Origin of the sequence: Diaphorobacter sp. LI3, assembly GCF_022807955.1 — a bacterium.
GTDB classification, from domain to species: domain Bacteria; phylum Pseudomonadota; class Gammaproteobacteria; order Burkholderiales; family Burkholderiaceae_C; genus Diaphorobacter; species Diaphorobacter nitroreducens.
The window spans coordinates 843,154-865,416 of record NZ_CP094346.1 but is presented as its reverse complement, the minus strand read 5'-3'; the positions used below and the strand labels follow the sequence as shown (position 1 = coordinate 865,416).

The 22,263-nt window shown below is 68.8% G+C and carries 20 protein-coding genes, 1 other RNA gene and 2 pseudogenes; 14 read left to right on the top strand and 9 right to left on the bottom strand.

Translation table 11 applies throughout. The features are described from left to right. Positions 1-60 precede the first annotated feature (60 nt). Positions 61-1,542 carry an AMP nucleosidase gene (locus MRB47_RS04050; protein WP_252101965.1) on the top strand — a complete coding sequence of 494 codons (1,482 nt, stop codon included), beginning with the start codon at positions 61-63 and terminating at the stop codon, positions 1,540-1,542. A 72-nt stretch (positions 1,543-1,614) separates the two neighbouring features. Here MRB47_RS04050 and MRB47_RS04045 read toward each other — a convergent pair whose 3' ends face one another. Next, a complete protein-coding gene (locus MRB47_RS04045) occupies positions 1,615-2,865 on the bottom strand; it encodes an MgtC/SapB family protein (RefSeq protein WP_228403604.1) in 1,251 nt (416 codons plus the stop codon). A gap of 247 nt (positions 2,866-3,112) precedes the next feature. On the opposite strand from MRB47_RS04045, the pseudogene MRB47_RS04040 reads away from it, so the two are divergent. From MRB47_RS04040 to MRB47_RS04025, 4 genes and pseudogenes are all read left to right on the top strand, one after another. Next, positions 3,113-3,985: pseudogene (locus tag MRB47_RS04040) on the top strand (ATP-binding cassette domain-containing protein); the annotation flags it as partial. Between the two features lies 1 nt (position 3,986). Next, entirely contained in the window at positions 3,987-4,796 is an 810-nt protein-coding gene (locus MRB47_RS04035; protein WP_012655518.1) for an ABC transporter permease, read from the top strand. Positions 4,797-4,807: 11 nt separating this feature from the next. After that, positions 4,808-5,299, top strand: a complete 492-nt coding sequence (locus tag MRB47_RS04030) for a hypothetical protein (protein WP_088887735.1) — start codon at positions 4,808-4,810, stop codon at positions 5,297-5,299. Then, entirely contained in the window at positions 5,296-6,642 is a 1,347-nt protein-coding gene (locus tag MRB47_RS04025) for a GAF domain-containing protein (protein ID WP_252101964.1), read from the top strand. Before MRB47_RS04030 ends, MRB47_RS04025 begins: the two co-directional genes overlap by 4 nt. A 20-nt stretch (positions 6,643-6,662) precedes the next feature. Here MRB47_RS04025 and MRB47_RS04020 read toward each other — a convergent pair whose 3' ends face one another. From MRB47_RS04020 to MRB47_RS04010, 3 genes are all read right to left on the bottom strand, one after another. Continuing rightward, on the bottom strand, positions 6,663-7,094 hold the full coding sequence (locus MRB47_RS04020; protein WP_252101963.1) for a hypothetical protein: 432 nt from the start codon (positions 7,092-7,094) through the stop codon (positions 6,663-6,665). After that, positions 7,091-7,810 (bottom strand): hypothetical protein, encoded by a 720-nt coding sequence (locus tag MRB47_RS04015; protein WP_252101962.1) that lies wholly within the window; start codon positions 7,808-7,810, stop codon positions 7,091-7,093. Before MRB47_RS04015 ends, MRB47_RS04020 begins: the two co-directional genes overlap by 4 nt. 175 nt (positions 7,811-7,985) lie before the next feature. Then, entirely contained in the window at positions 7,986-9,581 is a 1,596-nt protein-coding gene (locus MRB47_RS04010; protein ID WP_252101961.1) for a GMC family oxidoreductase, read from the bottom strand. A gap of 112 nt (positions 9,582-9,693) precedes the next feature. Here MRB47_RS04010 and MRB47_RS04005 point away from each other — a divergent pair, with 112 nt between their 5' ends. The 4 genes from MRB47_RS04005 to MRB47_RS03990 all read left to right on the top strand — a co-directional run bounded on the left by MRB47_RS04005 (position 9,694) and on the right by MRB47_RS03990 (position 14,000). Then, on the top strand, positions 9,694-10,542 hold the full coding sequence (locus tag MRB47_RS04005) for a 3-hydroxybutyryl-CoA dehydrogenase (RefSeq protein WP_252101960.1): 849 nt from the start codon (positions 9,694-9,696) through the stop codon (positions 10,540-10,542). Positions 10,543-10,562: 20 nt separating this feature from the next. Then, on the top strand, positions 10,563-11,363 hold the full coding sequence (locus tag MRB47_RS04000; RefSeq protein WP_252101959.1) for an HpcH/HpaI aldolase family protein: 801 nt from the start codon (positions 10,563-10,565) through the stop codon (positions 11,361-11,363). Between the two features lie 194 nt (positions 11,364-11,557). After that, complete coding sequence (locus tag MRB47_RS03995) at positions 11,558-12,817, top strand: YjgN family protein (RefSeq protein WP_252101958.1); 1,260 nt, start codon at positions 11,558-11,560, stop codon at positions 12,815-12,817. A 58-nt stretch (positions 12,818-12,875) separates the two neighbouring features. After that, complete coding sequence (locus tag MRB47_RS03990) at positions 12,876-14,000, top strand: M48 family metallopeptidase (protein ID WP_252101957.1); 1,125 nt, start codon at positions 12,876-12,878, stop codon at positions 13,998-14,000. A 65-nt stretch (positions 14,001-14,065) separates the two neighbouring features. Here MRB47_RS03990 and rnpB read toward each other — a convergent pair. Both rnpB and MRB47_RS03980 read right to left on the bottom strand, forming a co-directional pair. Continuing rightward, an RNA gene (gene rnpB / locus MRB47_RS03985) (RNase P RNA component class A) lies at positions 14,066-14,407 on the bottom strand. Between the two features lie 49 nt (positions 14,408-14,456). Continuing rightward, positions 14,457-14,627, bottom strand: a complete 171-nt coding sequence (locus tag MRB47_RS03980; protein ID WP_011806814.1) for a hypothetical protein — start codon at positions 14,625-14,627, stop codon at positions 14,457-14,459. Between the two features lie 243 nt (positions 14,628-14,870). Between MRB47_RS03980 and cysK the strand changes: the two genes are divergently transcribed. From cysK to MRB47_RS03955, 5 genes are all read left to right on the top strand, one after another. Beyond that, the gene (gene cysK / locus MRB47_RS03975) at positions 14,871-15,788 is read left to right on the top strand and encodes a cysteine synthase A (RefSeq protein WP_011806815.1); all 918 of its coding nucleotides are present in this window, start codon (positions 14,871-14,873) and stop codon (positions 15,786-15,788) included. A 214-nt stretch (positions 15,789-16,002) separates the two neighbouring features. After that, on the top strand, positions 16,003-16,773 hold the full coding sequence (locus MRB47_RS03970) for an endonuclease/exonuclease/phosphatase family protein (RefSeq protein ID WP_103737197.1): 771 nt from the start codon (positions 16,003-16,005) through the stop codon (positions 16,771-16,773). Then, entirely contained in the window at positions 16,773-17,990 is a 1,218-nt protein-coding gene (gene clsB, locus MRB47_RS03965) for a cardiolipin synthase ClsB (protein ID WP_252102584.1), read from the top strand. The genes MRB47_RS03970 and clsB overlap by 1 nt, the downstream gene beginning before the upstream one ends. A gap of 13 nt (positions 17,991-18,003) precedes the next feature. Then, positions 18,004-19,053 (top strand): YbhN family protein, encoded by a 1,050-nt coding sequence (locus MRB47_RS03960; protein WP_015914286.1) that lies wholly within the window; start codon positions 18,004-18,006, stop codon positions 19,051-19,053. Positions 19,054-19,154: 101 nt separating this feature from the next. After that, positions 19,155-20,936: an NAD(P)/FAD-dependent oxidoreductase gene (locus MRB47_RS03955; protein WP_252101956.1), complete on the top strand. Its 1,782-nt coding sequence runs from the start codon at positions 19,155-19,157 to the stop codon at positions 20,934-20,936. 12 nt (positions 20,937-20,948) lie between these two features. Here the strand turns inward: MRB47_RS03955 and MRB47_RS03950 are convergent, their stop codons facing one another. The 3 genes and pseudogenes from MRB47_RS03950 to MRB47_RS03940 all read right to left on the bottom strand — a co-directional run bounded on the left by MRB47_RS03950 (position 20,949) and on the right by MRB47_RS03940 (position 22,238). After that, a complete protein-coding gene (locus MRB47_RS03950) occupies positions 20,949-21,581 on the bottom strand; it encodes a trimeric intracellular cation channel family protein (RefSeq protein WP_252101955.1) in 633 nt (210 codons plus the stop codon). Beyond that, positions 21,581-22,120, bottom strand: a pseudogene (locus tag MRB47_RS03945) (peptidase dimerization domain-containing protein); the annotation flags it as partial. The gene MRB47_RS03950 and the pseudogene MRB47_RS03945, both read right to left, overlap by 1 nt. Beyond that, complete coding sequence (locus tag MRB47_RS03940) at positions 22,023-22,238, bottom strand: hypothetical protein (protein ID WP_252101954.1); 216 nt, start codon at positions 22,236-22,238, stop codon at positions 22,023-22,025. The gene MRB47_RS03940 and the pseudogene MRB47_RS03945, both read right to left, overlap by 98 nt. Positions 22,239-22,263: the final 25 nt, after the last annotated feature.

Here is a 22,263-nt window from a genome sequence, read left to right as displayed (position 1 = left end):
CAGCCGGCCCGGCCCGGCGCCGTGCCCACGCTGACACATGCGGCGTGGACAATAGGCACCATGGCTCAGATCCCCGCACTTCCCGATCCCACCTTCCACACGACCGAGACCGAGGCGCTGGCCCAGGTGCAGCGCATCTACCAGCAGCAGATCGACCATCTGCGCAGCGCCATGCAGCGCTTCGTGGCGGGAGAGACGCCCGCCGCACCCGTGCGCGCGTTCTATCCCTTCGTGCGCGTGCAGACCAGCACCGTGGCGCGCGCGCCCACGCACCTGGCCTATGGCTTCGTGGAGGGGCCGGGGCGCTACGAGACCACGCTCACGCGGCCTGACCTGTTCGCCGACTACTACACGGAGCAGCTGCGCCTGTTGCGCGCCAGCCACAACGTCGAGCTGGAAGTGGGCGTGAGCAATCAGCCCATCCCCATCCACTTCTCGTTCGCCGAGCACGACCACATCGAAGGCACGCTCAGCCCCGAGCGGCGCATGCTGATGCGCGACGTGTTCGACCTGCCCGACCTGGAGGCCATGGACGACGGCATTGCCAACGGCACCTGGTCGCCGCGCGCTGGCGAGGCGCAGCCGCTGTCGCTGTTTACCGCGCCGCGCGTGGACTATTCGCTGCACCGCCTGCGCCACTACACCGGCACGCAGCCCGAGTGGTTCCAAAACTTCGTGCTGTTCACCAATTACCAGTTCTACATCGACGAGTTCGTGCGCCTGGGCCATGCCGAGATGGCCAAGCCCGACAGCGAGTACATCGCCTTCATTGAGCCGGGCAACGTGGTCACGCGCCGCACGGGCCTGCCCGAGCAGGCCGGCGACGACCTGGGCGTGGCCCCGGCCCGCCTGCCGCAGATGCCCGCCTACCACCTCGTGCGCGCGGACCGCAGCGGCATCACCATGGTCAACATCGGCGTGGGCCCGAGCAACGCCAAGACCATCACCGACCACATCGCCGTGCTGCGCCCCCACGCCTGGATGATGCTGGGCCACTGCGCGGGCCTGCGCAACAGCCAGCAGCTGGGCGACTACGTACTCGCCCACGCCTACGTGCGCGAGGACCATGTGCTGGACGAGGAGCTGCCGCTGTGGGTGCCCATCCCCGCGCTGGCCGAGATCCAGATGGCGCTGCAGCAGGCCGTGGCCGACGTGACGCAGATGCCGCAGGACCAGCTCAAGCGCATCATGCGCACCGGCACCGTGGCCAGCACCGACAACCGCAACTGGGAATTGCTGCCCGACAACATGCCCCAGCGCCGCTTCAGCCAAAGCCGCGCCGTGGCGCTGGACATGGAAAGCGCCACCATCGCCGCCAACGGTTTTCGCTTCCGCGTGCCCTACGGCACCCTGCTGTGCGTGAGCGACAAGCCGCTGCACGGCGAGATCAAGCTGCCCGGCATGGCCAACCATTTCTACCGCGAACGCGTGGACCAACATCTGCGCATCGGCATGCGCGCCATCGACATCCTGCGCGCGGGCGGCGTGCACCGGCTGCACAGCCGCAAGCTGCGCAGCTTTGCCGAAGTGGCGTTCCAGTAGCCGCAGCCATTGCTATTTCATCGATAGCTGCTCGCGCTTATCCCATAAGCGTTTGAGCCGCCTTTTATCAATTTAGAGTAGCAACAGCACCGCGACGAAGGCCAGCGTGTGCAGCACCACGCCGCCACCGGCCGCCACGGCATAACGCCAGCCCCCGCTGACCAGGGCCGTCACGCATTTGCTGACGGCGTGCACGCTCAGCCCCGCCGCCAGCGCGCTCACCAGGCTGGGCCCCACGGGGTCCAGCGGCCGGCCCTGCGACATGATGGCCGCGGCCGCCGCATGGACGTCGGCCAGCGCCGCCACCAGGGCGCCGGCCAGCAGGCCCGCGTCGCCCCACCAGCCGCGCAGTGCCTGCACCAGCACCTGCACAGCCGTGAGCAGCGCGGCGATCAGCAGCGCGTCGCGCAGTTTGAACAGCGCCGTGCCGTCCACGTCCGCCGGGGCCGGCGCCTCACCCGCGGGCATGCTGCGCAGCAGTGCCCACCCCCAGACCAGCGCCACCACCCCGCCCGCCAGTGCCGGCGCCCACAGCCGCACCAGCCATTGGGGCTGCACGGTGGCCGCCACCACCAGGATCTGCGCCATGGTCGCCACGCACGACAGCACGGCCGCGCCCCCCTGCGCGCGCACGGGCTCGCGCCCCTCGCGCACGGCCACGCCCAGGCTGGCGATGGTGGCGGTGCTGGAGATGAAACCCGAGGCCAGCGCCGACAGGGCGTTCGCGCGGCGCGCGTCCATGAGCCGGCGCGCCAGATGCGCCAGCGCCTGGATCACCAGCAGCACCACCACCAGGCGCACCAGCACCTGGGGGTTCAGCGCCTCCCCCCACAGGGGCTGGTTGGGCGCCAGCGGCAATACCAACAGCGCCAGCGCAGCCAGGATCAGCCCGCCCCGCACCTCGCCCTGGCGCAGCCACTCGCGCGAAAACTCGTGCAGCGCCTCACGCGCCGCCAGCAGGCTGGTCACGGCGACGGCCAGCCCCGCCGCCACGGGCAGGCTCTGCGTGCACAGCACGCCGATCAGGTAGGCCAGCAGCAGCGCGATCTCGGTGGTCACGCCGGGGTCTTCGGAGCGGTCGCGCGCATAGGCCACCACGCCCAGCAGCGCAATGAACACCGCGCCCACCGCCACCAGCGCCTCGCTGCCCAGCAGCGCCGCCGTCGCACCCGACACCGCCGCCAGCGTGAACGAGCGCACGCCCGCGAGCGCGCGCAACGGGCCCTGGCCCTTGCGCCGTTCGCGCTCGATCCCCATCAGCAGGCCGCTGCCCAGGGCGCCCGCCAGAACGGCCAGCGTGTCCTGAAAGCCGGTTGTGTCCATGGTGTCCATCGTGGTTGGTTGGCTTTGACGATTGGACCATGGAAAGCGGGCATCCAAAGGGCGCCCCGCTCTCAGAAAACTCTGGTTTTGATAGCTATTAGCGCTTATCTGTAAAGCGCCAGCGCCATTTTTCTCATAAACCTCTGCAATGGCGCGGTCTTCCCCCCACAATCGCGCCATGCAAGTGCTTCTGGAAGCCCGCGACCTGCGCAAGCGCTATGGCACCGCCACCGTGGTGGATGGGCTGTCGTTCGCCATCGCGCCGGGGGAGTGCCTGGGCGTGATCGGCCCCAACGGCGCGGGCAAGACCACCACCCTGCGCATGTGCCTGGGCCTCACGGCGCCCGACGAGGGCAGCGTGCACTTTCACCCTGGCGGCGGCGCTGCGCCGCTCGCCATGCCGCAGGACGCGCTGGCCATCAAGGCCCAACTGGGCGTGGTGACGCAGTTCGACAGCCTGGACCCGGACTTCAGCTGCGCCGAAAACCTGCGCGTGTTCGGCCGCTACTTCGGCCTGAAGGGCACGGCCATGGCGCAGCGCATCGCGCCGCTGCTGGAGTTCGCCGCGCTCACGGCCAAGGCCGATGCGCGGCCGGGCGAACTGTCGGGGGGCATGCGCCGGCGCCTGTCGCTGGCGCGCGCATTGGTCAACGACCCGCGCCTGCTGTTGCTGGACGAGCCCACCACCGGCCTGGACCCGCAGGCGCGCCACCTGATGTGGGAGCGGCTGCAGCAGCTGCTGCAGGGCGGCAAGGCCATCCTGCTGACGACGCACTTCATGGATGAGGCCGAGCGCCTGTGTTCGCGCCTGCTGGTGCTGGACCATGGCCGCAAGATCGCCGAAGGCACGCCGCGCGCGCTGATCGCCGAGCACCTGGAACCCGACGTGGTCGAGGCCTACGGCCCCGGCGCGCTGGCCCTGGCGCAGGATGCGCAGTTGCGTCCGCTGGCGCGGCGTGTGGAAGTCAGCGGCGAGACCGTGTTCTTCTACACGCAGGACGCTCGCCCGCTGCTGCAGGCGCTGTCGGCCCACGGCAGCCTGCGCACCCTGCACCGGCCCGCGAACCTGGAGGACCTGTTCCTCAAGCTCACCGGGCGTCAAATCCGCGAGGAAGGCTGACATGCCCACGCCCACCACGCCCAGCCCCTGGCGCGCGCCCGACCTGTCGACGCGCTGGTGGCCCGTGTTCCTGCGCAACCTGCTGGTGTGGCGCAAGCTGGCGGTGCCCAGCCTGCTGGGCAACATCGCCGAGCCGCTGATGTGGCTGGTGGCCTTCGGCTACGGCATGGGGGCGCTGGTGGGACAGGTGCAGGTGGGCGGGCAGAACGTGCCCTACATCCTGTTCCTGGCCAGCGGGTCGATCTGCATGAGCGCCATGAATGCGGCCAGCTTCGAAGCGCTGTACTCGGCCTTCTCGCGCATGCATGTGCAAAAGACCTGGGACGGCATCATGAACGCCCCCATCAGCCTGGACAGCGTGCTGCTGGCCGAGATGCTGTGGGCCGCATTCAAGGCGCTGTTCACCACCACCGCCATCCTGGGGGTGATGCTCGCGCTGGGCATCAGCTACAGCCCCAAGCTGATCGTGGCCTGGCCGGTGCTGCTGTGCGTGGGCATCATGTTTTCCAGCATCGCGCTCATCTTCAATGCGCTGGCCAAGGGCTATGACTTCTTCACCTATTACTTCACGCTGGTGCTCACGCCCATGATGTTCCTGTCGGGTGTTTTCTTCCCGCGCGAACAGCTGCCCACGGCCATACGCCTCGCCTCGGACTGGCTGCCACTCACCAACGCCGTGGAACTGGTGCGCCCCCTCTTCATGGACCAGTGGCCGCAGCACCCGCTGCGCCACGGCCTGGTGATCGCCGTGACCACCGTGGCCGCGTACTGGGTGGCCCTGGCGCTCACCCGTAAGCGCTTTCGCGCCTGAGCCTTTCACGCATGCCTACGCTTCTGAGCGCCGAATACATCGCCCTGGTGGACCGGGGCGTCTCCACCATCGTGGCCTCGCGCGACGCGCAGTTGCGCCCCAGCGTGATGCGCGCCGTAGGCGCGCGCATCAGCACCAACGGCCAGCGCATCACGGTCTTCCTGCGGCGAAGCCAGTCACGACAGCTTCTGGCCGACATTGCCACCACCGGCCACATTGCCGTGGTCTTCAGTGACCCGCCATCCCACCGCACGGTGCAGGTCAAGGCCACCGCCGCCGTGCAACGTGCCGTGCTGCCGGCCGACGAGCCCGCGCTGCAAAGCTACCTGTCCGCCATGCAGCATGCCGTGGCCCAGGTGGGCTATGGCCCGCAGTACACCGCGGCCATGCTGAATGCACCACGGGACGATCTGGTGGCAGTGGAGTTTTCGCCCGAAGCCGCGTTCGACCAGACCCCCGGCCCACATGCCGGCGAACCGTTGCGCAAGGAGCGCCAGCCGTGAACGTGCCGCCCACCCTGCGCTCCATCCGCGCCTGCCTGGAGGGCGCGATTCCTGCCATCATGGCCACCTGCGCCCCCGACGGCACGCCCAACGTGGCCTACATCTCACAGGTGGTCTACGTTGATGAGCAGCATGTGGCCCTGTCGTTCCAGTTCTTCAACAAGACGCGCGCCAACATCCTCGCCAACCCCTATGCCAGCGTGCTGGTGCTGGACCCCGTGACAGCACGCTGCTTTCGCCTGCACCTGCACTTCTTGCGCACGGAGGCGGAAGGCGCACTGTTCGAGCGCATGCGCGCGCAGCTGGCGGGCATCGCCTCGCACAACGGCATGGCGGGCGTCTTCGAACTCAAGGGATCGGACGTCTACGCCGTCGAGCGCATCGAACCCGTGCCCGGAGAAGGACTGGCACCCAGCCCCGCGCAACTGCCACGCGCCGATCTGCTGGGCGCCGTGCGCCTGTGCAGCCAGCGCCTGGCGCGCTGCACCACGCTCGACGAGCTGCTACAGACACTGCTGGCTGGCCTGCACGAGCATCTGCACGTGCAGCATGCGATGGTGCTCATGCTGGATGCGCAAGCGGGCCACCTGTACACCGTGGCAAGCCATGGCTACACACATTCGGGCGTGGGCTCGGAGATCAAGCTGGGCCAGGGCGTGATAGGCGTCGCCGCGCGCGAAGCCACGCCGGTACGCATCAGCCACATGACCCATGCCGCGCTGTACAGCCATGCCATGCGCAGCAGCCTGGGGCAGAGCGCGCCCGCGCACGAAATTCCCTACCCGGGCCTGCCCGCACCGCACAGCCAGCTGGCCGTGCCCCTGTTGAGCTGCGGCCGCACGCTGGGGGTGCTGTTCGTGGAAAGCCCGCTGGACCTGCAGTTCCGCTACCCTGAGGAAGACGCGCTGGTGGCGCTGGCAGGACAGCTGGCCGCCGCGATCGACCTGCTGCAGTCGGCCGACGAAGCCACGGAAGCATCGCAAGAAGCCGCGCCCGCGCCGGCGCCGCGGGGGGCGCCCGTGCGGGTGCGGCATTTCGCGGTGAACGACAGCGTGTTCGTCAATGACACCTATCTCATCAAGGGCGTGGCGGGCGCGATCCTGTGGAAGCTGCTGCGCGACCATGAGCGCACCGGACGGCAGGACTTCAGCAACCGCGAACTGCGCCTGGACCCCAGCCTGCGCCTGCCAGGCGTGGCCGACAACCTGGAGGCGCGCCTGCTGTTGCTGCAGCGCCGACTGCAGGAAAGCGACACCGGCATCCATATCGACAAGACCGGCCGTGGGCGGCTGCGGCTGCGGCTGGACGCTCCTGTGCAGTTGGAAGAGATGGCCGGCGGTTGAAGGTCGCGCCGCCGCGGCGCTCACTTGATTGGGCGCCGGCGCAGCAACTCGATGTTGGCGCGCTGCTCTGGGGTGAAGGATGCCAGCGCGCTGGTGCGCGAAGCCTTGTCAGCCAGCGATTCCATGGCGAGGAACATGCCCGCGTGCAGTGCGGCATACACCGCCGTGGCGTACTCGATACTGCTGACCCGGTGGCGGGCCAGCAAGGCACGGATGCGCGGATCCGCATCCAGCTGACGCGCCAACTCCTGAACGGACTGCGCGTCCGGCTCGTCGTCGTCGCCGGGACGTGCGGCTTCTGGCGACGCAGCCTGCAGTGCCTCCATGCGCTCCAGCAACTGGGGCGTGAGCCGAAAACGTTCGGGGGGCGGGGGGCCCGCAGCCAGGGCACTCGCGCTGGCCATGCAAAGCCAGAATGCAGCCAGGGTATGGCGCAGCAACCAATGGCTCATTGCGGAAGCTCCAAAGCACGCGCCAGCTTGCCCCACTCGCCATTCGACAGGTGCGGACGCATGACACTCAATGCCGTGTCAAAGATGCCGGGAGGCGCACTGCGCCGCATGTCACCGAGCACCATGGCCCGCTCGCTCGGGGTCATGCTGGGCAGCATCCAGCGCAGCGTGACGAGCATCTCGTCCAGCGGTATCGACGCTACCAGCGCACCCTCGATGGCGGCCAGTTCCGCGTCGCTGTAATGCGCCCAGAGCACGGCGTTGTGCGCCGTCTCCTCCAACTGCATGTGCTCGAAGTTGTGTGCCACGAACAGCGCCAGCTGTTGGTACAGCGCGTGAGCCACGCGCGCTCGCCGCTCGCGCGGGCATTGCATGAGCTGCTGCGCCGCATCCGCCAGCGCCGCAATCGCCTGTCCATGAGCATCATGTTCCTGCTCAACCGCGGTGGCGCTGCCAGGTGCATGGCGCTCCATGGCGGGATGCACGTAGGTGTTCTCGTGGTACAGGTGCGCGCGGCAAAAGCTCAGCAGCTGCAGCACGCGTGCGCCGGCCTGGGACAGTTCGAGGTCGTCCTCGGCGTCCACACGACCTAGGCCCACGAGTGTGTCGACCATATAGGCGCGCAAGGCCTTGTGGATGAAGGCATAGAGGTCCATGCGCGGTGCGGCGGCGTCGGCCTGCGCGAGCGCGGTGATTTCCTGAGGGTTGAATTGCATCGTCGGTTCCGGTTCTTGTGGGTGTTGCGGCTTGGGAGCCTCGCCTTCCCATGCGGCACATCGTGTGTCTCACAGGTGCTGTGCAGTCTAGGAACGGTGCAGCGCGCGTGCTGCTAAAAAACGCTTATGCGAACCCTCAAAATTTCTTAAGCGCGCACTGCCGAACCGGAGCGCGTCATGCAGCCTGGCGCAGCAAGTCCACCGCGCGCTCGGCAATCATCACCGTGGGTGCATTCGTGTTGCCGCTCACAATGCGCGGCATGATGGATGCGTCCACCACACGCAGAGCCTGCAGGCCATGCACACGCAGTTGGGCATCCACCACGTCCAGCGGACCGCAGCCCATGCGGCACGTGCCCACGGGGTGGTAGATGGTGTCGGCCCAGCCGCGGATGAACTGCTCGATCTGTGCATCGCTTTGCGCGCGGGACGAATGGGGCAGCTCACGCGCGCCCAGGCTGGCCAGGGCGGGCTGCGCCAGGATCTCGCGCATGCGCCGCACGCCGCGCACCATGCGCTGCATGTCGTCGGGATCACTGAAGAATGCCGGGTCCACAAGCGGAGCGGCCGCCGGGTCGGCGCTGGCCAGCGTCACCCGGCCGCGGCTTCGGGGCTGCAGCAGGCATACATGGCAGGAATAGCCATGGCCCCATGTGGCCCGCCGGCCGTGGTCCAGCAGCTTGCCGACCACGAAGTGCAGCTGCAGGTCGGGCAATGGCTCCTCGGGGCGACTCTTGATGAAGCCGCCAGCCTCGGCGAAGTTGGTGGTCAGCATGCCGCTGCGGTGCGCACGCCACTCCCGCACGCCGCGCAGCACGTTCAGCGCCCCGGGCAGCGACAGGCCGAAGAGGTCCGTCAACCGCGGTGCGTCCATCACCTGCACCACGTCGGGATGGTCGTGCAGATGCGCGCCCACGCCCGGCAGATCGTGCACCACGCCAATGCCGTGGCTCTGCAACTGCGCGCCCGGCCCCACACCCGAGAGCATGAGCAATTGCGGCGATAGCAGCGCCCCCGCCGACAGCAGCACCTCACGCGTGGCGCGCACCTGCTGCGTCTGGCCGCCTCGGCGGTATTCCACGCCGGTGGCGCGCCGGCCCTCAAACAGGATGCGCGTGGCCTGCGCGCCGGTCACCACCTGCAGATTGGTCCGGCCCAGGTGGGGCGTGAGGTAGGCCTTGGCCACGCTGAAGCGTTCGCCCGCCCGGTGCGTGACCTGGTAGAGACCCACGCCCTCCAGTTGCGCGCCGTTGAAGTCGTCATTGCGTGGATGGCCAGCCTGCACACCGGCTTCGACGAAGGCGCGGCTGGCACGCTGCGGCGACTGCAGGTCCGCCACATTCAGCGGCCCGTCCGTGCCGTGCCAGGCGCTTGCACCGCGCTCGTTGTGCTCGGCCCGGAGAAAGTACGGCAGCACGTCGTTCCAGCCCCAGCCTGCATTGCCGGCCGCAGCCCAGTGGTCGTAGTCGCTGGCGTGGCCGCGCGCGTAGATCATGGCGTTGACCGAGCTGGAACCGCCCAGCACCTTGCCGCGCGGCTGGTAGCCCCGACGCCCGCCCAGGCCCGCCTGCGGCGTGGTGTGCAGCCCCCAGTTGAAGGCGCCGCTGCGCGCCATGGCGGCCAGCCCCGCCGGGCAATGGATGAGCACACTGGCATCGCTGCCGCCCGCCTCCAGCAGGCACACGCGCACCGTGGGGTCCTCGCTCAGCCGCCCCGCCAGCACGCAGCCCGCCGAGCCGCCCCCGATCACGACATAGTCGAACTCACGCATGCAGTGTCCCCTCGTTGTATGGCGATGCTGCAACGCAGCAGCAGACGCGCGATTGCCGATACCATCACGGCATCGTTTTTTTCTCACTACTACACTTTCAAGGGACATTTATATGACGATTTCGACCGTCGGCATCATCGGCGCGGGCACCATGGGCAACGGCATTGCCCAAGCATGCGCTGTGTCGGGCATCAATGTGGTGATGGTGGACATCTCCGACGCCGCCGTGCAAAAAGGCGTGGCCACCGTGGCGGGCAGCCTGGACCGCCTGATCAAGAAAGAAAAGATCACCGAAGCCGACAAGAGCGCCGCCCTCGCGCGCATCAAAACCTCCACCAGCTACGACGACCTGAAGGCCGCCCAGATCGTGATCGAGGCTGCCACCGAGAACTACGAACTCAAGCTCAATATCCTCAAGCAGGTGGACGCGCTGGTGGCGCCCGAAGTGATCATTGCGTCCAACACCTCTTCGATCTCCATCACCAAGCTGGCCGCCGCCACGTCGCGCGCCGACCGGTTCATCGGCATGCATTTCTTCAACCCCGTGCCGATGATGGCGCTGGTGGAGATCATTCGCGGCCTGCAGACTTCCGACGCCACGCACGACGCGGTGAAGCAGCTCTCCGAGCGCCTGGGCAAGTCGCCCATCACCGTGAAGAACGCCCCCGGCTTCGTGGTCAACCGCATCCTGGTGCCCATGATCAACGAGGCCTTCTTCGTGCTGGCAGAGGGCCTGGCAACGCCCGAGGACATCGACGCCGGCATGAAGCTCGGCTGCAACCAGCCCATCGGCCCGCTGGCGCTGGCCGACATGATCGGTCTGGACGTGTGCCTGGCCGTGATGGACGTGTACCTGACCGAGTTCGGCGACAGCAAGTACCGCCCCTGCCCGCTGCTCAAGGAGATGGTGGCCGCCGGCCGCCTGGGCCGCAAGACCGGCCGCGGCGTGTACCAGTACTGACCTGACCCAGACCACCTGCCATGCCCGTTCGCAACCCCTTCAAGCACGCACTGGCCGCCGGTCAGGCGCAGATCGGTATCTGGTCCACCCTGCCATCACCCCTGGTCACCGAGCTGATCGCGGGATCGGGCTTTGACTGGGTGCTGCTGGACACGGAACACACGCCCAGCGACGTACCGCTCATGGTGCAGCAGCTGCAGGCCGTGGCCGCCGGCTGCCGGGACCACACGCACGGCGTGGTGCGCCCGGCCTGGAACGACCCGGTGCTAATCAAGCGCTACCTGGACATCGGCGCGCAAACGCTGCTGCTGCCCTTCGTGCAGAACGCGGACGAGGCGCGCGCCGCCGTGGCCGCCATGCGCTACGCGCCGCACGGCATCCGCGGCATGGGCGGCTCCATGCGCGCCTCGGACTTCGGCCGCGACGCCGCCTATGTACGCGATGCGGAGAACGAGCTCTGCCTGCTGGTGCAGGTGGAGACGGCCGAGGCGCTGGAGCAGATTGAGGCCATCGCCGCGGTGGAGGGCGTGGACGGCATCTTCATCGGCCCGGCCGACCTGTCCGCCAGCATGGGCTTCCCGGGTGATGCCAACCATCCCACGGTGCGCGTCACGATCGACGACGCGATTCGCCGCATCCGCGCGGCCGGCAAGGCGCCCGGCATCCTCGTGGTGGACGAAGCCCGGGCGCGCGAATGCCTGGCCCTGGGCGCGCAGTTCGTGGCCGTGGGCATGGACATGCTCCTGCTGCGCCAGGCCGCGGACGGGCTGGCCGCGCGCTTCCGGCCAGATGCACGCGGGCCCGTCGCCACGAGCTACTGACCCCGACGCCCGCTCGGTCGGCGCTGCCGCCTACCAAACCGCCCGCCACAGCGTGTCCCGGTCGTCAATCTCGCTACATTAGCTATAGCTGCCAGCGTTGATATGGCGGCGGTTCCAGCTTTCTACGTCTAGAAAAATTCCATCTGGGCGCTGCGCTACACTGCGCGCCAACAACCACCAGAGAGGGAAAAACCATGGACGTCCAGGTATCGTCCGAGCGCGCGCGGGCGCGCTCTGGGCTGCGCTCGTCCTTCGAGTCACAAGACATCGAGCCACACACCATGCGCTTCACGGGCAGCGGCGGCGAGTACTTCCGCGTGTGGATCGTGAACGTACTGCTGAGCATTCTGACGCTGGGCCTGTACACCCCCTGGGCGCGGCGGCGTACGGCTCAGTACTTCTACGGCCACACGTTGGTGGCAGGCAGCCCCCTGGAATTCACCGCGCAGCAGCGGCGCATGGTGGTGGGCTTCGTCGTGCTGCTGCTGCTCACGGTGGCCTACCAGTTGGCCGTCAACACGGGGCAGGACACGGCCGTGGGTCTTTTCATCCTGGGCGGTGCGGCCCTGTCGCCGCTGATCTGGGGCAGCGCCATGCGCTTTCGACTGGCCAACACGCGCTGGCGCGGGCTGCGCCTGCAGTTCGCGGCGAGCTGGCGCGAGGTCTACACCGCCAGCTGGCCCGTGTTCGCTCTGGCACTGGTGTGGCTGGGCGTGTTCTGGGGCCTGCAGTCCCTGGCCCCGGCCGCGGTGGTGAACGAGGAAACCGGCCGCAAGCTGCCCGAGGTCACCGCGCCGCTGATAGGTCTGGTGGCGCTGGGCCTGCTGCTCACGGTGCTGTGCATCATCCGGCTGGAGTTCAACTACCGCAGCCTCCTGGTGCTGCGCTCACGCATCGGCAACGAGGCCGGCCGCTGGAAGCCCGTGTACATGGATTTCGTGAAGCTGTGGCTGGCCACGTTGGCGGTGTTTCTCGTCTCGCTGCTGGTGCTCGTCGCGCTGGTCGCGGGCCTCTTCACGGGCTCGCTCGGACTCGTGTCCAAGCTGGGCAAGGGCGGGATGGGGCTGGGCATCTTCGTGCTGATCATGGCGGCCTTCGTGGGCGCGCTGCTGGCGATGATGCTGGCCACCGCGCCGGCACGCGCCTATCGCGAGGCCGCGCTGTTTCGCCTGACCTGGAGCAACATCGGTGTGAGCCGCATCGCGCGCTTCAAGTGCAACCTCAGCACGGGCGGCTATGTGCTGCTGCGGCTGCGCAACATGCTGCTCACGGTACTAACGCTGGGGTTCTTCCGCCCATTCGCCATGGTGAGCGAATACCGCATGAAGCTCGAATCCGTCACCGTCCATGTCAAGGGCGGCGTGGACCAGGTGGCGGGGCGCCTGGGCCGGCAGCAGCCGGGCGGCATCAGCGATGCGCTGGCCGACGCGGCGGGCCTGGACCTGATCGGATGACCGGCCGCCCCAAAACACCTTCGTCCGGCGCCCCCTCGCGGAGACGCGATTGACGGGCATGGTGCTCGCCCATTGGTTCGACGGGCGCAGCAGCCGACCGCGCGCGGTGCAGGTGCGGCTGCTGCCCGCGCCCGACGGTCCCGCGCTGGAACTGCATGTGCCCGGTGCGCCGCCGCGCCGCTTTGCCCACCGCGCCGTGGCCTGGCCCGAGGCCTGGAACGCCCGGCGTCCGCAACCAAAACTCGTGGCCGATCTGGGCGACGACGGCAGCCTGGAGATCGACGACCCCGCCGCCTGGCAGGCCGCGCTGGATGCGGCCGGCCACCGGCCGGGGCTGGCGCAGCGCATGCAAACGCGCTGGGGCGTGTTTGCCGTCGTGCTGGTGCTGGCCGTGGCCGGGTTGTTCGCGTTCTACCGCCACGGCACGCCCTGGCTGGCCGCGCAGCTCACGCGCCATGTGCCGCTGGCCTGGGAGGTGGCGCTGGCCCAGAGTGCGCTGGCGCAGATGGACGCGGGCACCCTCAAGCCCACCACGCTCACACCTGCGCGCCAAGCCGCGCTGCGCGCACGTTTCGATGCGCTGCTGGCCGCTTCGCCCGCGGCGCTGCAGCGCTATGGCGGTTACGCGCCGCACTACACGCTCGCGTTCCGCTCCGGCCTGGGGCCCAATGCCTTCGCCTTGCCCGGCGGCACGGTGGTGATGACCGATGCGCTGGTGGAAACCGCCCGCGCGCAACGCCTGGACGACGACGCGCTGGTGGGCGTGCTGGCACACGAGATCGGCCATGTGGCCCACCGGCATACCACGCGCATGCTCGTCGAGCAGGGGGTGCTGCAGGTGGGTCTGGGGCTGGCGCTGGGTGACGTGTCCGGCCTGGTGGCCACGGGCAGTTCGTTGCTCACGGGCTTGGCCTACAGCCGCAGCCATGAGCGCGAGGCCGACTGCCACGCGCTCGCACTGATGCGCCATGCCGGCCTGCCCACCGCACCGATGGGCGACCTGCTGTTGGCCATGCTGCGGGACGAGGATTCCGCAACCCCCTCCCCGCAGGCCGGCAAGGCCCCGTCCACGCCCGAGGACCCGCCGCAATCCCACGGCCTGTGGACGCTGCTGAGCACCCATCCGGACACGCTGGAGCGCGCCACCGCGCTGCGCGCCGGCCATGCGCCGTATTGCTCCTGAGCGCTCCTGAAAAAAGAGCTGCCAGCGCTTGACTGTCAAGGGCTGGCAGCTGTTTTTGCATAAAAGTGTGAAGCGCGCCGATAAGCCGGATTCTGTGCACTGCGGTTGCCCGCAGCGTGACCGCCATTAATCTGGGCCGGGTGTCACCACCACGGCTCGGTGCTACCTACCCGCCAGCTCCGCGGAACCACGTCAACGCTGGCCTACTTGGTATTGCTGCGCGTAGAGATTGCCCGTTTCACCCCCAGTGGTCTGCCTTCGCAGGCACTCCCCCGGGACTCGTCTCTGTTGCTCTGATCCTCACCTCACGGTGGGCAGCCGTTAGCTGCTACGCTGTCCTGTGCAGTCCGGACGTTCCTCCAGTGCCTGGTTTCCCAGATTGCACCAGCGGCGGTCTGGCGTGCTTCACGGGCGCAATTATCCGCGTTTCTCCGCTGCGGCGCGCGGCCGGCGCGCTCAACGCGCGGGCAATAACTGGAAGATGTTGTAGGCAATGAGCAGCAGCGCGCCCACGATGCCCACCATCATCAGCGCCGGGCCCCAGCGCGACTCGCGCGCCGAGAAACCGATCAGCATCAGCGCACAGCTCGCGGTGAGCATGAGCATGGTGGTGTGCAGCAAGGTCATGGCGCAGGAGGGAAAGTGAAGACGAGACCATTGTCGCGCGCACACCCGACCGATGGCGCAGGCGGGCGCGCACGCGCCGGCAAATCTTGACGCACATCAATCGAGCCGGCCCGCAGGCGGACGATTCACGCCTGCGCCATATCCACAGCGGGAATATCCATATCGCTACGCCGCTGAACGACTCCCCCACAATGGACGCCTCTCCCGCTTTGCCGGATTCCCACCCTCTACCCTGGAGACACCATGCGAGTCGACAACATCCTGCACACCATCGGCAACACTCCCCATGTGCGCATCAATCGCCTGTTCGGCGCGGGTGCTAACGTGTGGGTGAAGTCCGAGCGCGCCAACCCCGGCGGTTCCATCAAGGACCGCATCGCCCTGGCGATGGTCGAGGCGGCCGAGCGCAGTGGCGCTCTGCAGCCCGGCGGCACCATCATCGAGCCCACCTCGGGCAACACCGGCATTGGCTTGGCGCTGGTAGCGGCCGTCAAGGGCTACCAGCTGGTGCTGGTGATGCCTGACAGCATGTCCATCGAACGCCGCCGCCTGATGTTGGCCTACGGCGCCCGCTTCGACCTCACGCCCAAGGAAAAGGGCATGAAAGGCGCCATCGCCCGCGCGCAGGAACTGGTGGCCGCGACACCCGGCAGTTGGATGCCCCAACAGTTCGAAAACCCGGCCAACGTCGAGGTGCACATGCGCACCACGGCGCAGGAAATCGCCGCCGACTTCCCCGACGGGCTGGACGCACTCGTCACCGGTGTGGGCACGGGCGGGCACATCACGGGCGTGGCGCGCGTGCTCAAGGCGCAGTTTCCGCAGCTCAAGGTGTTCGCGGTGGAGCCTTCGCAATCGCCCGTGCTGTCGGGCGGCCAGCCCGGCCCGCACCCCATCCAGGGCCTGGGCGCGGGCTTCGTGCCGCAGATTATGGACACCAGCCTGCTGGACGGCGTGATCCAGGTCGAGGCCGAGCCCGCGCGTGAATACGCCCGCCGCGCCGCGCGCGAGGAAGGGCTGCTGGTGGGCATTTCCTCCGGCGCCACACTGGCCGCCATTGCCCAGAAGCTGCCTGAGTTGCCCGCGGGCGCGCGGGTGCTGGGCTTCAACTACGACACCGGCGAACGCTATCTGTCGGTCGAGGGCTTCCTGCCCGCCTGACACGCCTGGCGCACCTTTTCGACAAGGCCCCGCAAGGGGCCTTTTTTATGCCTTGCCGCCAACGCAACGACGCGGCATGTTCACGCACCGGCATGGTCCACCGTCCTACAGCCGCGTGCCGGCCGCCAGGGAAACAATGCCCCATCGCCCTCCGCTGCCGCGCGGCCGCGCTGCGGTGCGCCCCCCCGGCAGCGGGCCGGCATTGGATTTCCCCATGACTCAGAACCCGCCTTCTTCCTCCCCCGTCGCGTTCAAGGTGCTGACCGTGAACGTGCACAAGGGGTTCACGTCCTTCAACCGCCGCTTCATGTTGCACGAGTTGCGCGAGGCGGTGCGCCAGGTATCGGCCGACCTCGTGTTCCTGCAGGAGGTGCTGGGCACGCACCAGCGCCATGCGGGGCGCGTGACCAATTTCCCACAGGAGCCGCACTACGAGTTCCTGGCCGACTCCATCTGGACGCAGTACGCCTATGGCCGCAATGCGGTCTACACCGATGGCCACCACGGCAACGCATTGCTGTCCAAGTTCCCGATCGTGCACTACGAGAACCACGACATCTCGGTCAGCGGCCCGGAGCGCCGCGGCATGCTGCACTGCGTGCTGCAGCCGCCCCAGCATGCACGGCCGGTCCATGCCATCTGCGTACACCTGGGCCTGCAGGAGGCGCACCGCCAGCAGCAGTTGCGCCGCGTGTCCGCGCTGGTGCATTCGTTTCCCGCGCAGGACCCGGTGATCGTCGCGGGTGACTTCAACGACTGGCGCGGCCGCGCGCACGACGTGCTGCAGCGCGAAGCCGGCCTGCATGAAGTGTTCGTGCAAGCCTGCGGGCGTGCCGTGCGCACCTTTCCCGCATCGCTGCCGCTGCTGCCGCTGGACCGCATCTATGTGCGCGGCACCTCGGTGCACACGCCGATGAGCCTGCCGCGCAGGCCCTGGAACCGCCTGTCGGACCATGCGCCGCTGGCCGCGGAGATCCTCCTGTGATGCGCCCGCGCCCGTCCTCGCGCTGGATACCCGGCAACCACTTTCGCCTGCTGGAGAACGGCGAGGAGTTCTTCCCGCGCGTGTTCGAGGCCATTGCCCAGGCGCAGCGCGAGGTGATGGTGGAGACCTTCATCCTGTTCGACGACCACATCGGCCAGGGGCTGCACGCGGCGCTGCTGCAGGCCGCGCGGCGCGGCGTGTCGGTGAACCTGCTGGTGGACGGCTTTGGCTCACCCGACCTGCCTGATCATTTTGTCGACAGCCTGGTGCAGGCGGGCGTGCGTTTTCGTGTGTTCGACCCAGGGCGGCGCTTCTTCGGCCAGCGCCTGAACCTGCTGCGGCGCATGCACCGCAAGATCGTGGTGGTGGACGGCACGCTGGGCTTCATCGGCGGCATCAACTACTCGGCGGACCATGTGGCGGACTTCGGCCCGCAGGCCAAGCAAGACTATGCCGTCGAGGTGCATGGCCCCATCGTGGCGCACATGCACCGCTTCACCCGCACGGCGGTCCTGCCCCCGTCTGTCCAGCGCACCCACCGCCACGAGCCGCTGCCGCAGCTGCCCGCAGCGGGCTCAGCCCACGCCATGTTCGTCACGCGCGACAACCACCGGCATACCAACGACATCGAGCGCCACTACCGTATCGCCCTGCGCGCCGCGCGCGAGCGAGTGGTGATCGCCAACGCGTATTTCTTCCCCGGCTACCGGCTGGTGCGCGAACTGCGCCGCGCCGCGCGGCGCGGGGTGGACGTGCGCCTGATCCTGCAGGGCGAACCCGACATGCCCATCGTGAAGACCGCGGCCGGCCTGCTGTACGACCACCTGCTGCGCGCGGGAGTACACATCTACGAGTACTGCGAGCGCCCGCTGCACGGCAAGGTGGCGCTGGTGGACCGCGAGTGGTCCACCGTGGGCTCCAGCAACCTCGACCCCCTCAGCCTGTCGCTCAACCTGGAGGCGAACGTCGTCATCCGCGATGCCTCCTTCAATGCGCTGCTGTATCAGCGCCTGTCGCGCCTGATGCAGCGGCACTGCCGCCAGGTGGAGCCCGCTCCGCGCGGCGCCTGGGAGGCCCTGCGCCTGCTGCGCGGCTACTGCGTGTACCACCTCATGCGCTGGTTTCCCGCCTGGGCGGGCTGGCTGCCCCGACACGAGCCCGCCATCGCCGTCATGCAGGCCGAGCCGCCCGCTGACCAAACGGCGCGCGCGTCCTGAGGCAAGGCAGCCCATGCACGGCCCTGCCACTTCGCCTGTCCACACCGCGCGCCGCCGCCGCAGCGGATGGCGCCGGTTGCGGGGCTGGCGCTGGCTGGCCGGCGTGGCCATGGCAGCGGTGGCCGCTCTGGTGGTGTGGCTGCTGGTGCGCCAGGGCCTGCAGGTGGACTGGCCCAGCGTATGGCAGGCGCTGCGCGCGTTGCCTGTGCCCACGCTGGCCGCAGCCGCGGCCCTGGCCTGGGCCGGCCACCTGGTGTACGGGTGCTTCGACCTGTTCGGTCGCCACGTGGTACGCCACGGGCTGGGCGCCGCCCGGACCATGGGCGTCACGCTGATCGCCTACCCCTTCACGCTCAACCTGGGCTCGCTGATCGGCGGCGCTTCGGTGCGCTACCGGTTGTATTCGCGACAGGGCTTGGACGTGGGCCAGATCGCGCAGGTGATCAGCCTGTCCATCGCCACCAACTGGCTGGGCTACTGCGTGCTGGCCTGTGCGCTGTTCTGGGCCTGGACACCGCCGCTGCCCGAGGGTTGGCGCATGGGCAGCGGCCAGCTCCCTTGGTTGGGCACGGTGCTGGCCTGCGTCGCGCTGGGCTACCTGGCGCTGTGCGCGCGGCGAGGCGGGCACCGACCGCTGATGCTGCGCGGGCGACGCCTGCCGCTACCGACCTGGCGCGTGGCGCTGCTGCAGTTGGTGCTGTCGTGCACCCACTGGGCGTTAATGGCCGCGTCCGTGTGGGTGCTGGCGCGCCAGCAGGTGCCCTACGCCGCGGCGCTGGCCACGGTGCTGCTGGGCGCGGTGGCCGGGCTGGTCTCGCGCATCCCCGCCGGCCTGGGTGTGCTGGAGGCCGTGGGTACGGCCGTGCTGGCCGTGCACCTGCCCGTGAGCCAGGCGCTGGCCGTGGTGCTGGCCTTCCGCGCGGTGTACTACTTCGCACCGCTCGCGCCCGCGGCGCTGGCCCTGCTGGCGACCGAGCTGTGGTGGCGGCGGCATCAGCCGACCACCAGTTCTCAAGCAAAATCAGCCCCTAGCGCTTTTCAGACAAGCGCGAGCAGCTATTAATACAATAGCAATTTGAGTTCTCCTCACCGGTCATGACCGTGCGGCGCTCCCTTATGATCGCCCTCCTCTTTGGCACCGCCCGATAGTCACGGGCCGCACCCATGATTCGCCTCTCCGAAATCAAGCTGCCGCTGGCAGCCCTGCCCGCCGGCGCCTACGACGCCGACACCCACCCCGACGCCCTGCTGCGCGCCCAGGCCGCACAGGTGCTGGGCGTGCCCGAGTCCGCCATCGCCGCCCTGCACGTGCACAAACGCAGCTTCGACGCGCGCAAGGCCGACCTGATGGCGGTGTACATCCTGGACCTGCAGCTCGCGAACGCGTCCCAGGCCGGCGCCCTGCTGGCACGCCATACCGGCCACCCGCACATCCAGCCCACGCCCGACATGGCCTGGCGCCCGGTGGGCTGCGCTGGCGAAGCGCCCGCACAGCGCCCGGTGGTGGTGGGCTTCGGGCCCTGCGGCATCTTCGCGGCGCTGGTGCTGGCGCAGATGGGGTTCCGGCCCATCGTGCTGGAGCGCGGCAAGCCCGTGCGCGAGCGCACCAAAGACACCTGGGGCCTGTGGCGCAAGCGCGCACTGAACCCCGAGTCCAACGTGCAGTTCGGCGAAGGCGGCGCCGGCACCTTCAGCGACGGCAAGCTCTACAGCCAGATCAAGGACCCGCGCCACCTGGGCCGCAAGGTGATGGAGGAATTCGTCGCAGCGGGCGCCCCGCCCGAGATTCTGTACGTGGCCCACCCGCACATCGGCACCTTCAAGCTGGTGAAAGTGGTGGAGTCGCTGCGCGCACAGATCATCGCGCTGGGCGGCGAGGTGCGCTTCGAGCAGCGTGTGGACGACGTGATCATCGAAACCGACACCGCCGGCCGGCGCCACCTGCGCGGCCTGCGCGTGCGCGATCTGGCCAGCGGCGCAGCGCAGGAGCTGCGCGCCGATCACGTGGTCATGGCCCTGGGACACAGCGCGCGCGACAGCTTCGCCATGCTGCACACGCATGGCGTGTCCATGGAGGCCAAGCCGTTCTCCGTGGGCGTGCGCATCGAGCATCCGCAGAGCGTGATCGACCGCGCGCGCTGGGGCAAGCATGCGGGCCACCCGCTGCTGGGCGCGGCCGACTACAAGCTGGTGCACCACGCCAGCCAGGGGCGCACCGTGTACAGCTTCTGCATGTGCCCCGGCGGCACCGTGGTGGCCGCCACCAGCGAGCCCGGGCGCGTGGTCACCAACGGCATGAGCCAGTATTCGCGCGCCGAGCGCAACGCCAACGCCGGCATGGTGGTGGGTGTAGACCCGCAGGACTATCCGCGCGACCCCGCGGCCTTCGAGGTCGCCCTGGGCGCATCTCACGGCGTGGACACGTTGCCCGCCGGGCAGGTGCACCCGCTGGCCGGTATCGTGCTGCAGCGCCAGCTGGAATCGAACGCCTACCGCCTGGGCGGCGGCAACTACAACGCCCCGGCGCAGCGCGTGGGCGATTTTCTGGCGCGCCGCGCGTCCACCGCGCTGGGGGACGTGCAGCCCTCGTACAAGCCCGGCGTCACGCTGGTCGGCATGGACGACGCCCTGCCCGCCTTCGCCACCGAGGCCATGCGCGAGGCCCTGCCCGCCTTCGGCCGCAAGATCCGTGGCTACGACATGCACGACGCGGTGCTGACGGGCGTGGAAACGCGCACCTCGTCACCGCTGCGCATCGGCCGCGGCGACGACTTCCAGAGCCTGAACACCGCCGGCCTGTACCCCGCCGGCGAGGGCGCGGGCTACGCGGGCGGCATCCTCTCGGCCGGCGTGGACGGCATCAAGGTCGGCGAGGCCGTGGCCTGTGCGATGCTGGGCCTGCCACTTCCCTCCTCGGGCACACGCGGCTCGGGTGGGGCGGCCTGAGCCGGGGCCAGTTCACTGCGGCGGCGCCTTTCTCCAGACCGGCGGAAGGCTCCACGAATACCGCAACGCCAGCAGACGCACGGCCAAGCAGACCGACGCGGCAAACCAGGGCGTCAGCGTCGCCCACCATTCCATGCGCTGCCCCATCACCTGGATCGCCGCCGCCAGCAATGCCGGAAGCGCGTAGATCTCCTTGTGCAGGATGATCGGTACGCGGTTGAGCAGCACGTCGCGCACCACGCCGCCGCCGACGGCCGTCACCATCCCCAGGAGGATGGCCAGCTCGGCGTTGTGGCCGTGGAGCAGTGCCTTGTGGGCCCCCACCACCGCAAAGAAGCCCAGTCCCACCGCATCGAAGAAGGCGATCGGATGCTGCAGCCGCTCCACCAGCGGCCGCGCCCAGATGCCCATACCCGCCGCCAGCACCACGGTGGCGAGGTAGCGCCAGTCGGACAGCCCCACCGGCGGCACCGCACCCAGGGCCAGGTCACGGATGACGCCGCCGCCACAGGCCGTCACGTAGCTGACGAACACCACCCCGAACAGGTCCAGGCGCCGCCCCCCGGCGGCAACGGCACCGCTGACCGCAAAGGCAAAGGCAAAGGTTCCCAGCAGATCCACCCACACGAACAGCTGGTGTTCCATCACGCACCTGGCGCGACGCACAACCACACCGACGCGGCCGTCAGCAGGGCCTGCAGCCCCGTTTCCAGCGTGGGATGCAGGACCGGCGCGAACTGCGGCGAATGGTTGCTCGGTATCTTGTTGAGCTGCTTGGCAGCCTTGGCCTGTGCGTAGAGCGCGGGGTCCGTGCCGCCCACGAACCAGAAGACATACGGCACGTTCCACGTGCGGCCGAAAACGCTGAAGTCCTCGCTGGCCGAGGCCGGCGCCGCCTCATGGGCCTGGCCGCCAAACTGCGCCTGGAAGGCCTGCGCCACCCGTTGCGTGGCGGCAGCGTCATTCTCGGTCAGGGGCTACTGGCTCAGGGTGGTGAACTCCGGCGGCCGCTCGGCGTTGGAGGCATCGCACTCGGCGCAGCAGATGCGCCTGATGGAAGCCAGCATGTACTCGCGCACATCGTTGTCAAACGTGCGCACGTTCAGCTTGATCGTGGCCTCGTCCGGGATGATGTTTTCCTTGGTGCCCGCCTGCAGCGACCCGATGGTGAGCACCGCGTTGTCCGGTGCGCACCTCCTGCATGGAAAGCTCGGGATGCTGGTGCAGATCCTTGTAGATGCCTTCCAGCTCCGCCAGCAGCGGGCCGCTGCGGTTCCTGAGTGCCTCGGCGAGTGGGTTCATGGACGGCTCCCGGCTTGGTGTGCGT

Excerpts from the sequence above, each read along its gene's own strand:
- MRB47_RS04050 (WP_252101965.1), top strand. The coding sequence starts at position 61 with ATGGCTCAGATCCCCGCACTTCCCGATCCCACCTTCCACACGACCGAG.
- MRB47_RS04045 (WP_228403604.1), bottom strand. The coding sequence starts at position 2,865 with ATGGACACAACCGGCTTTCAGGACACGCTGGCCGTTCTGGCGGGCGCC.
- MRB47_RS04035 (WP_012655518.1), top strand. The coding sequence starts at position 3,987 with ATGCCCACGCCCACCACGCCCAGCCCCTGGCGCGCGCCCGACCTGTCG.
- MRB47_RS04030 (WP_088887735.1), top strand. The coding sequence starts at position 4,808 with ATGCCTACGCTTCTGAGCGCCGAATACATCGCCCTGGTGGACCGGGGC.
- MRB47_RS04020 (WP_252101963.1), bottom strand. The coding sequence starts at position 7,094 with ATGAGCCATTGGTTGCTGCGCCATACCCTGGCTGCATTCTGGCTTTGC.
- MRB47_RS04015 (WP_252101962.1), bottom strand. The coding sequence starts at position 7,810 with ATGCAATTCAACCCTCAGGAAATCACCGCGCTCGCGCAGGCCGACGCC.
- MRB47_RS04010 (WP_252101961.1), bottom strand. The coding sequence starts at position 9,581 with ATGCGTGAGTTCGACTATGTCGTGATCGGGGGCGGCTCGGCGGGCTGC.
- MRB47_RS04005 (WP_252101960.1), top strand. The coding sequence starts at position 9,694 with ATGACGATTTCGACCGTCGGCATCATCGGCGCGGGCACCATGGGCAAC.
- MRB47_RS04000 (WP_252101959.1), top strand. The coding sequence starts at position 10,563 with ATGCCCGTTCGCAACCCCTTCAAGCACGCACTGGCCGCCGGTCAGGCG.
- MRB47_RS03995 (WP_252101958.1), top strand. The coding sequence starts at position 11,558 with ATGGACGTCCAGGTATCGTCCGAGCGCGCGCGGGCGCGCTCTGGGCTG.
- MRB47_RS03990 (WP_252101957.1), top strand. The coding sequence starts at position 12,876 with ATGGTGCTCGCCCATTGGTTCGACGGGCGCAGCAGCCGACCGCGCGCG.
- MRB47_RS03980 (WP_011806814.1), bottom strand. The coding sequence starts at position 14,627 with ATGACCTTGCTGCACACCACCATGCTCATGCTCACCGCGAGCTGTGCG.
- cysK (WP_011806815.1), top strand. The coding sequence starts at position 14,871 with ATGCGAGTCGACAACATCCTGCACACCATCGGCAACACTCCCCATGTG.
- MRB47_RS03970 (WP_103737197.1), top strand. The coding sequence starts at position 16,003 with ATGACTCAGAACCCGCCTTCTTCCTCCCCCGTCGCGTTCAAGGTGCTG.
- clsB (WP_252102584.1), top strand. The coding sequence starts at position 16,773 with ATGCGCCCGCGCCCGTCCTCGCGCTGGATACCCGGCAACCACTTTCGC.
- MRB47_RS03960 (WP_015914286.1), top strand. The coding sequence starts at position 18,004 with ATGCACGGCCCTGCCACTTCGCCTGTCCACACCGCGCGCCGCCGCCGC.
- MRB47_RS03955 (WP_252101956.1), top strand. The coding sequence starts at position 19,155 with ATGATTCGCCTCTCCGAAATCAAGCTGCCGCTGGCAGCCCTGCCCGCC.
- MRB47_RS03950 (WP_252101955.1), bottom strand. The coding sequence starts at position 21,581 with ATGGAACACCAGCTGTTCGTGTGGGTGGATCTGCTGGGAACCTTTGCC.
- MRB47_RS03940 (WP_252101954.1), bottom strand. The coding sequence starts at position 22,238 with ATGAACCCACTCGCCGAGGCACTCAGGAACCGCAGCGGCCCGCTGCTG.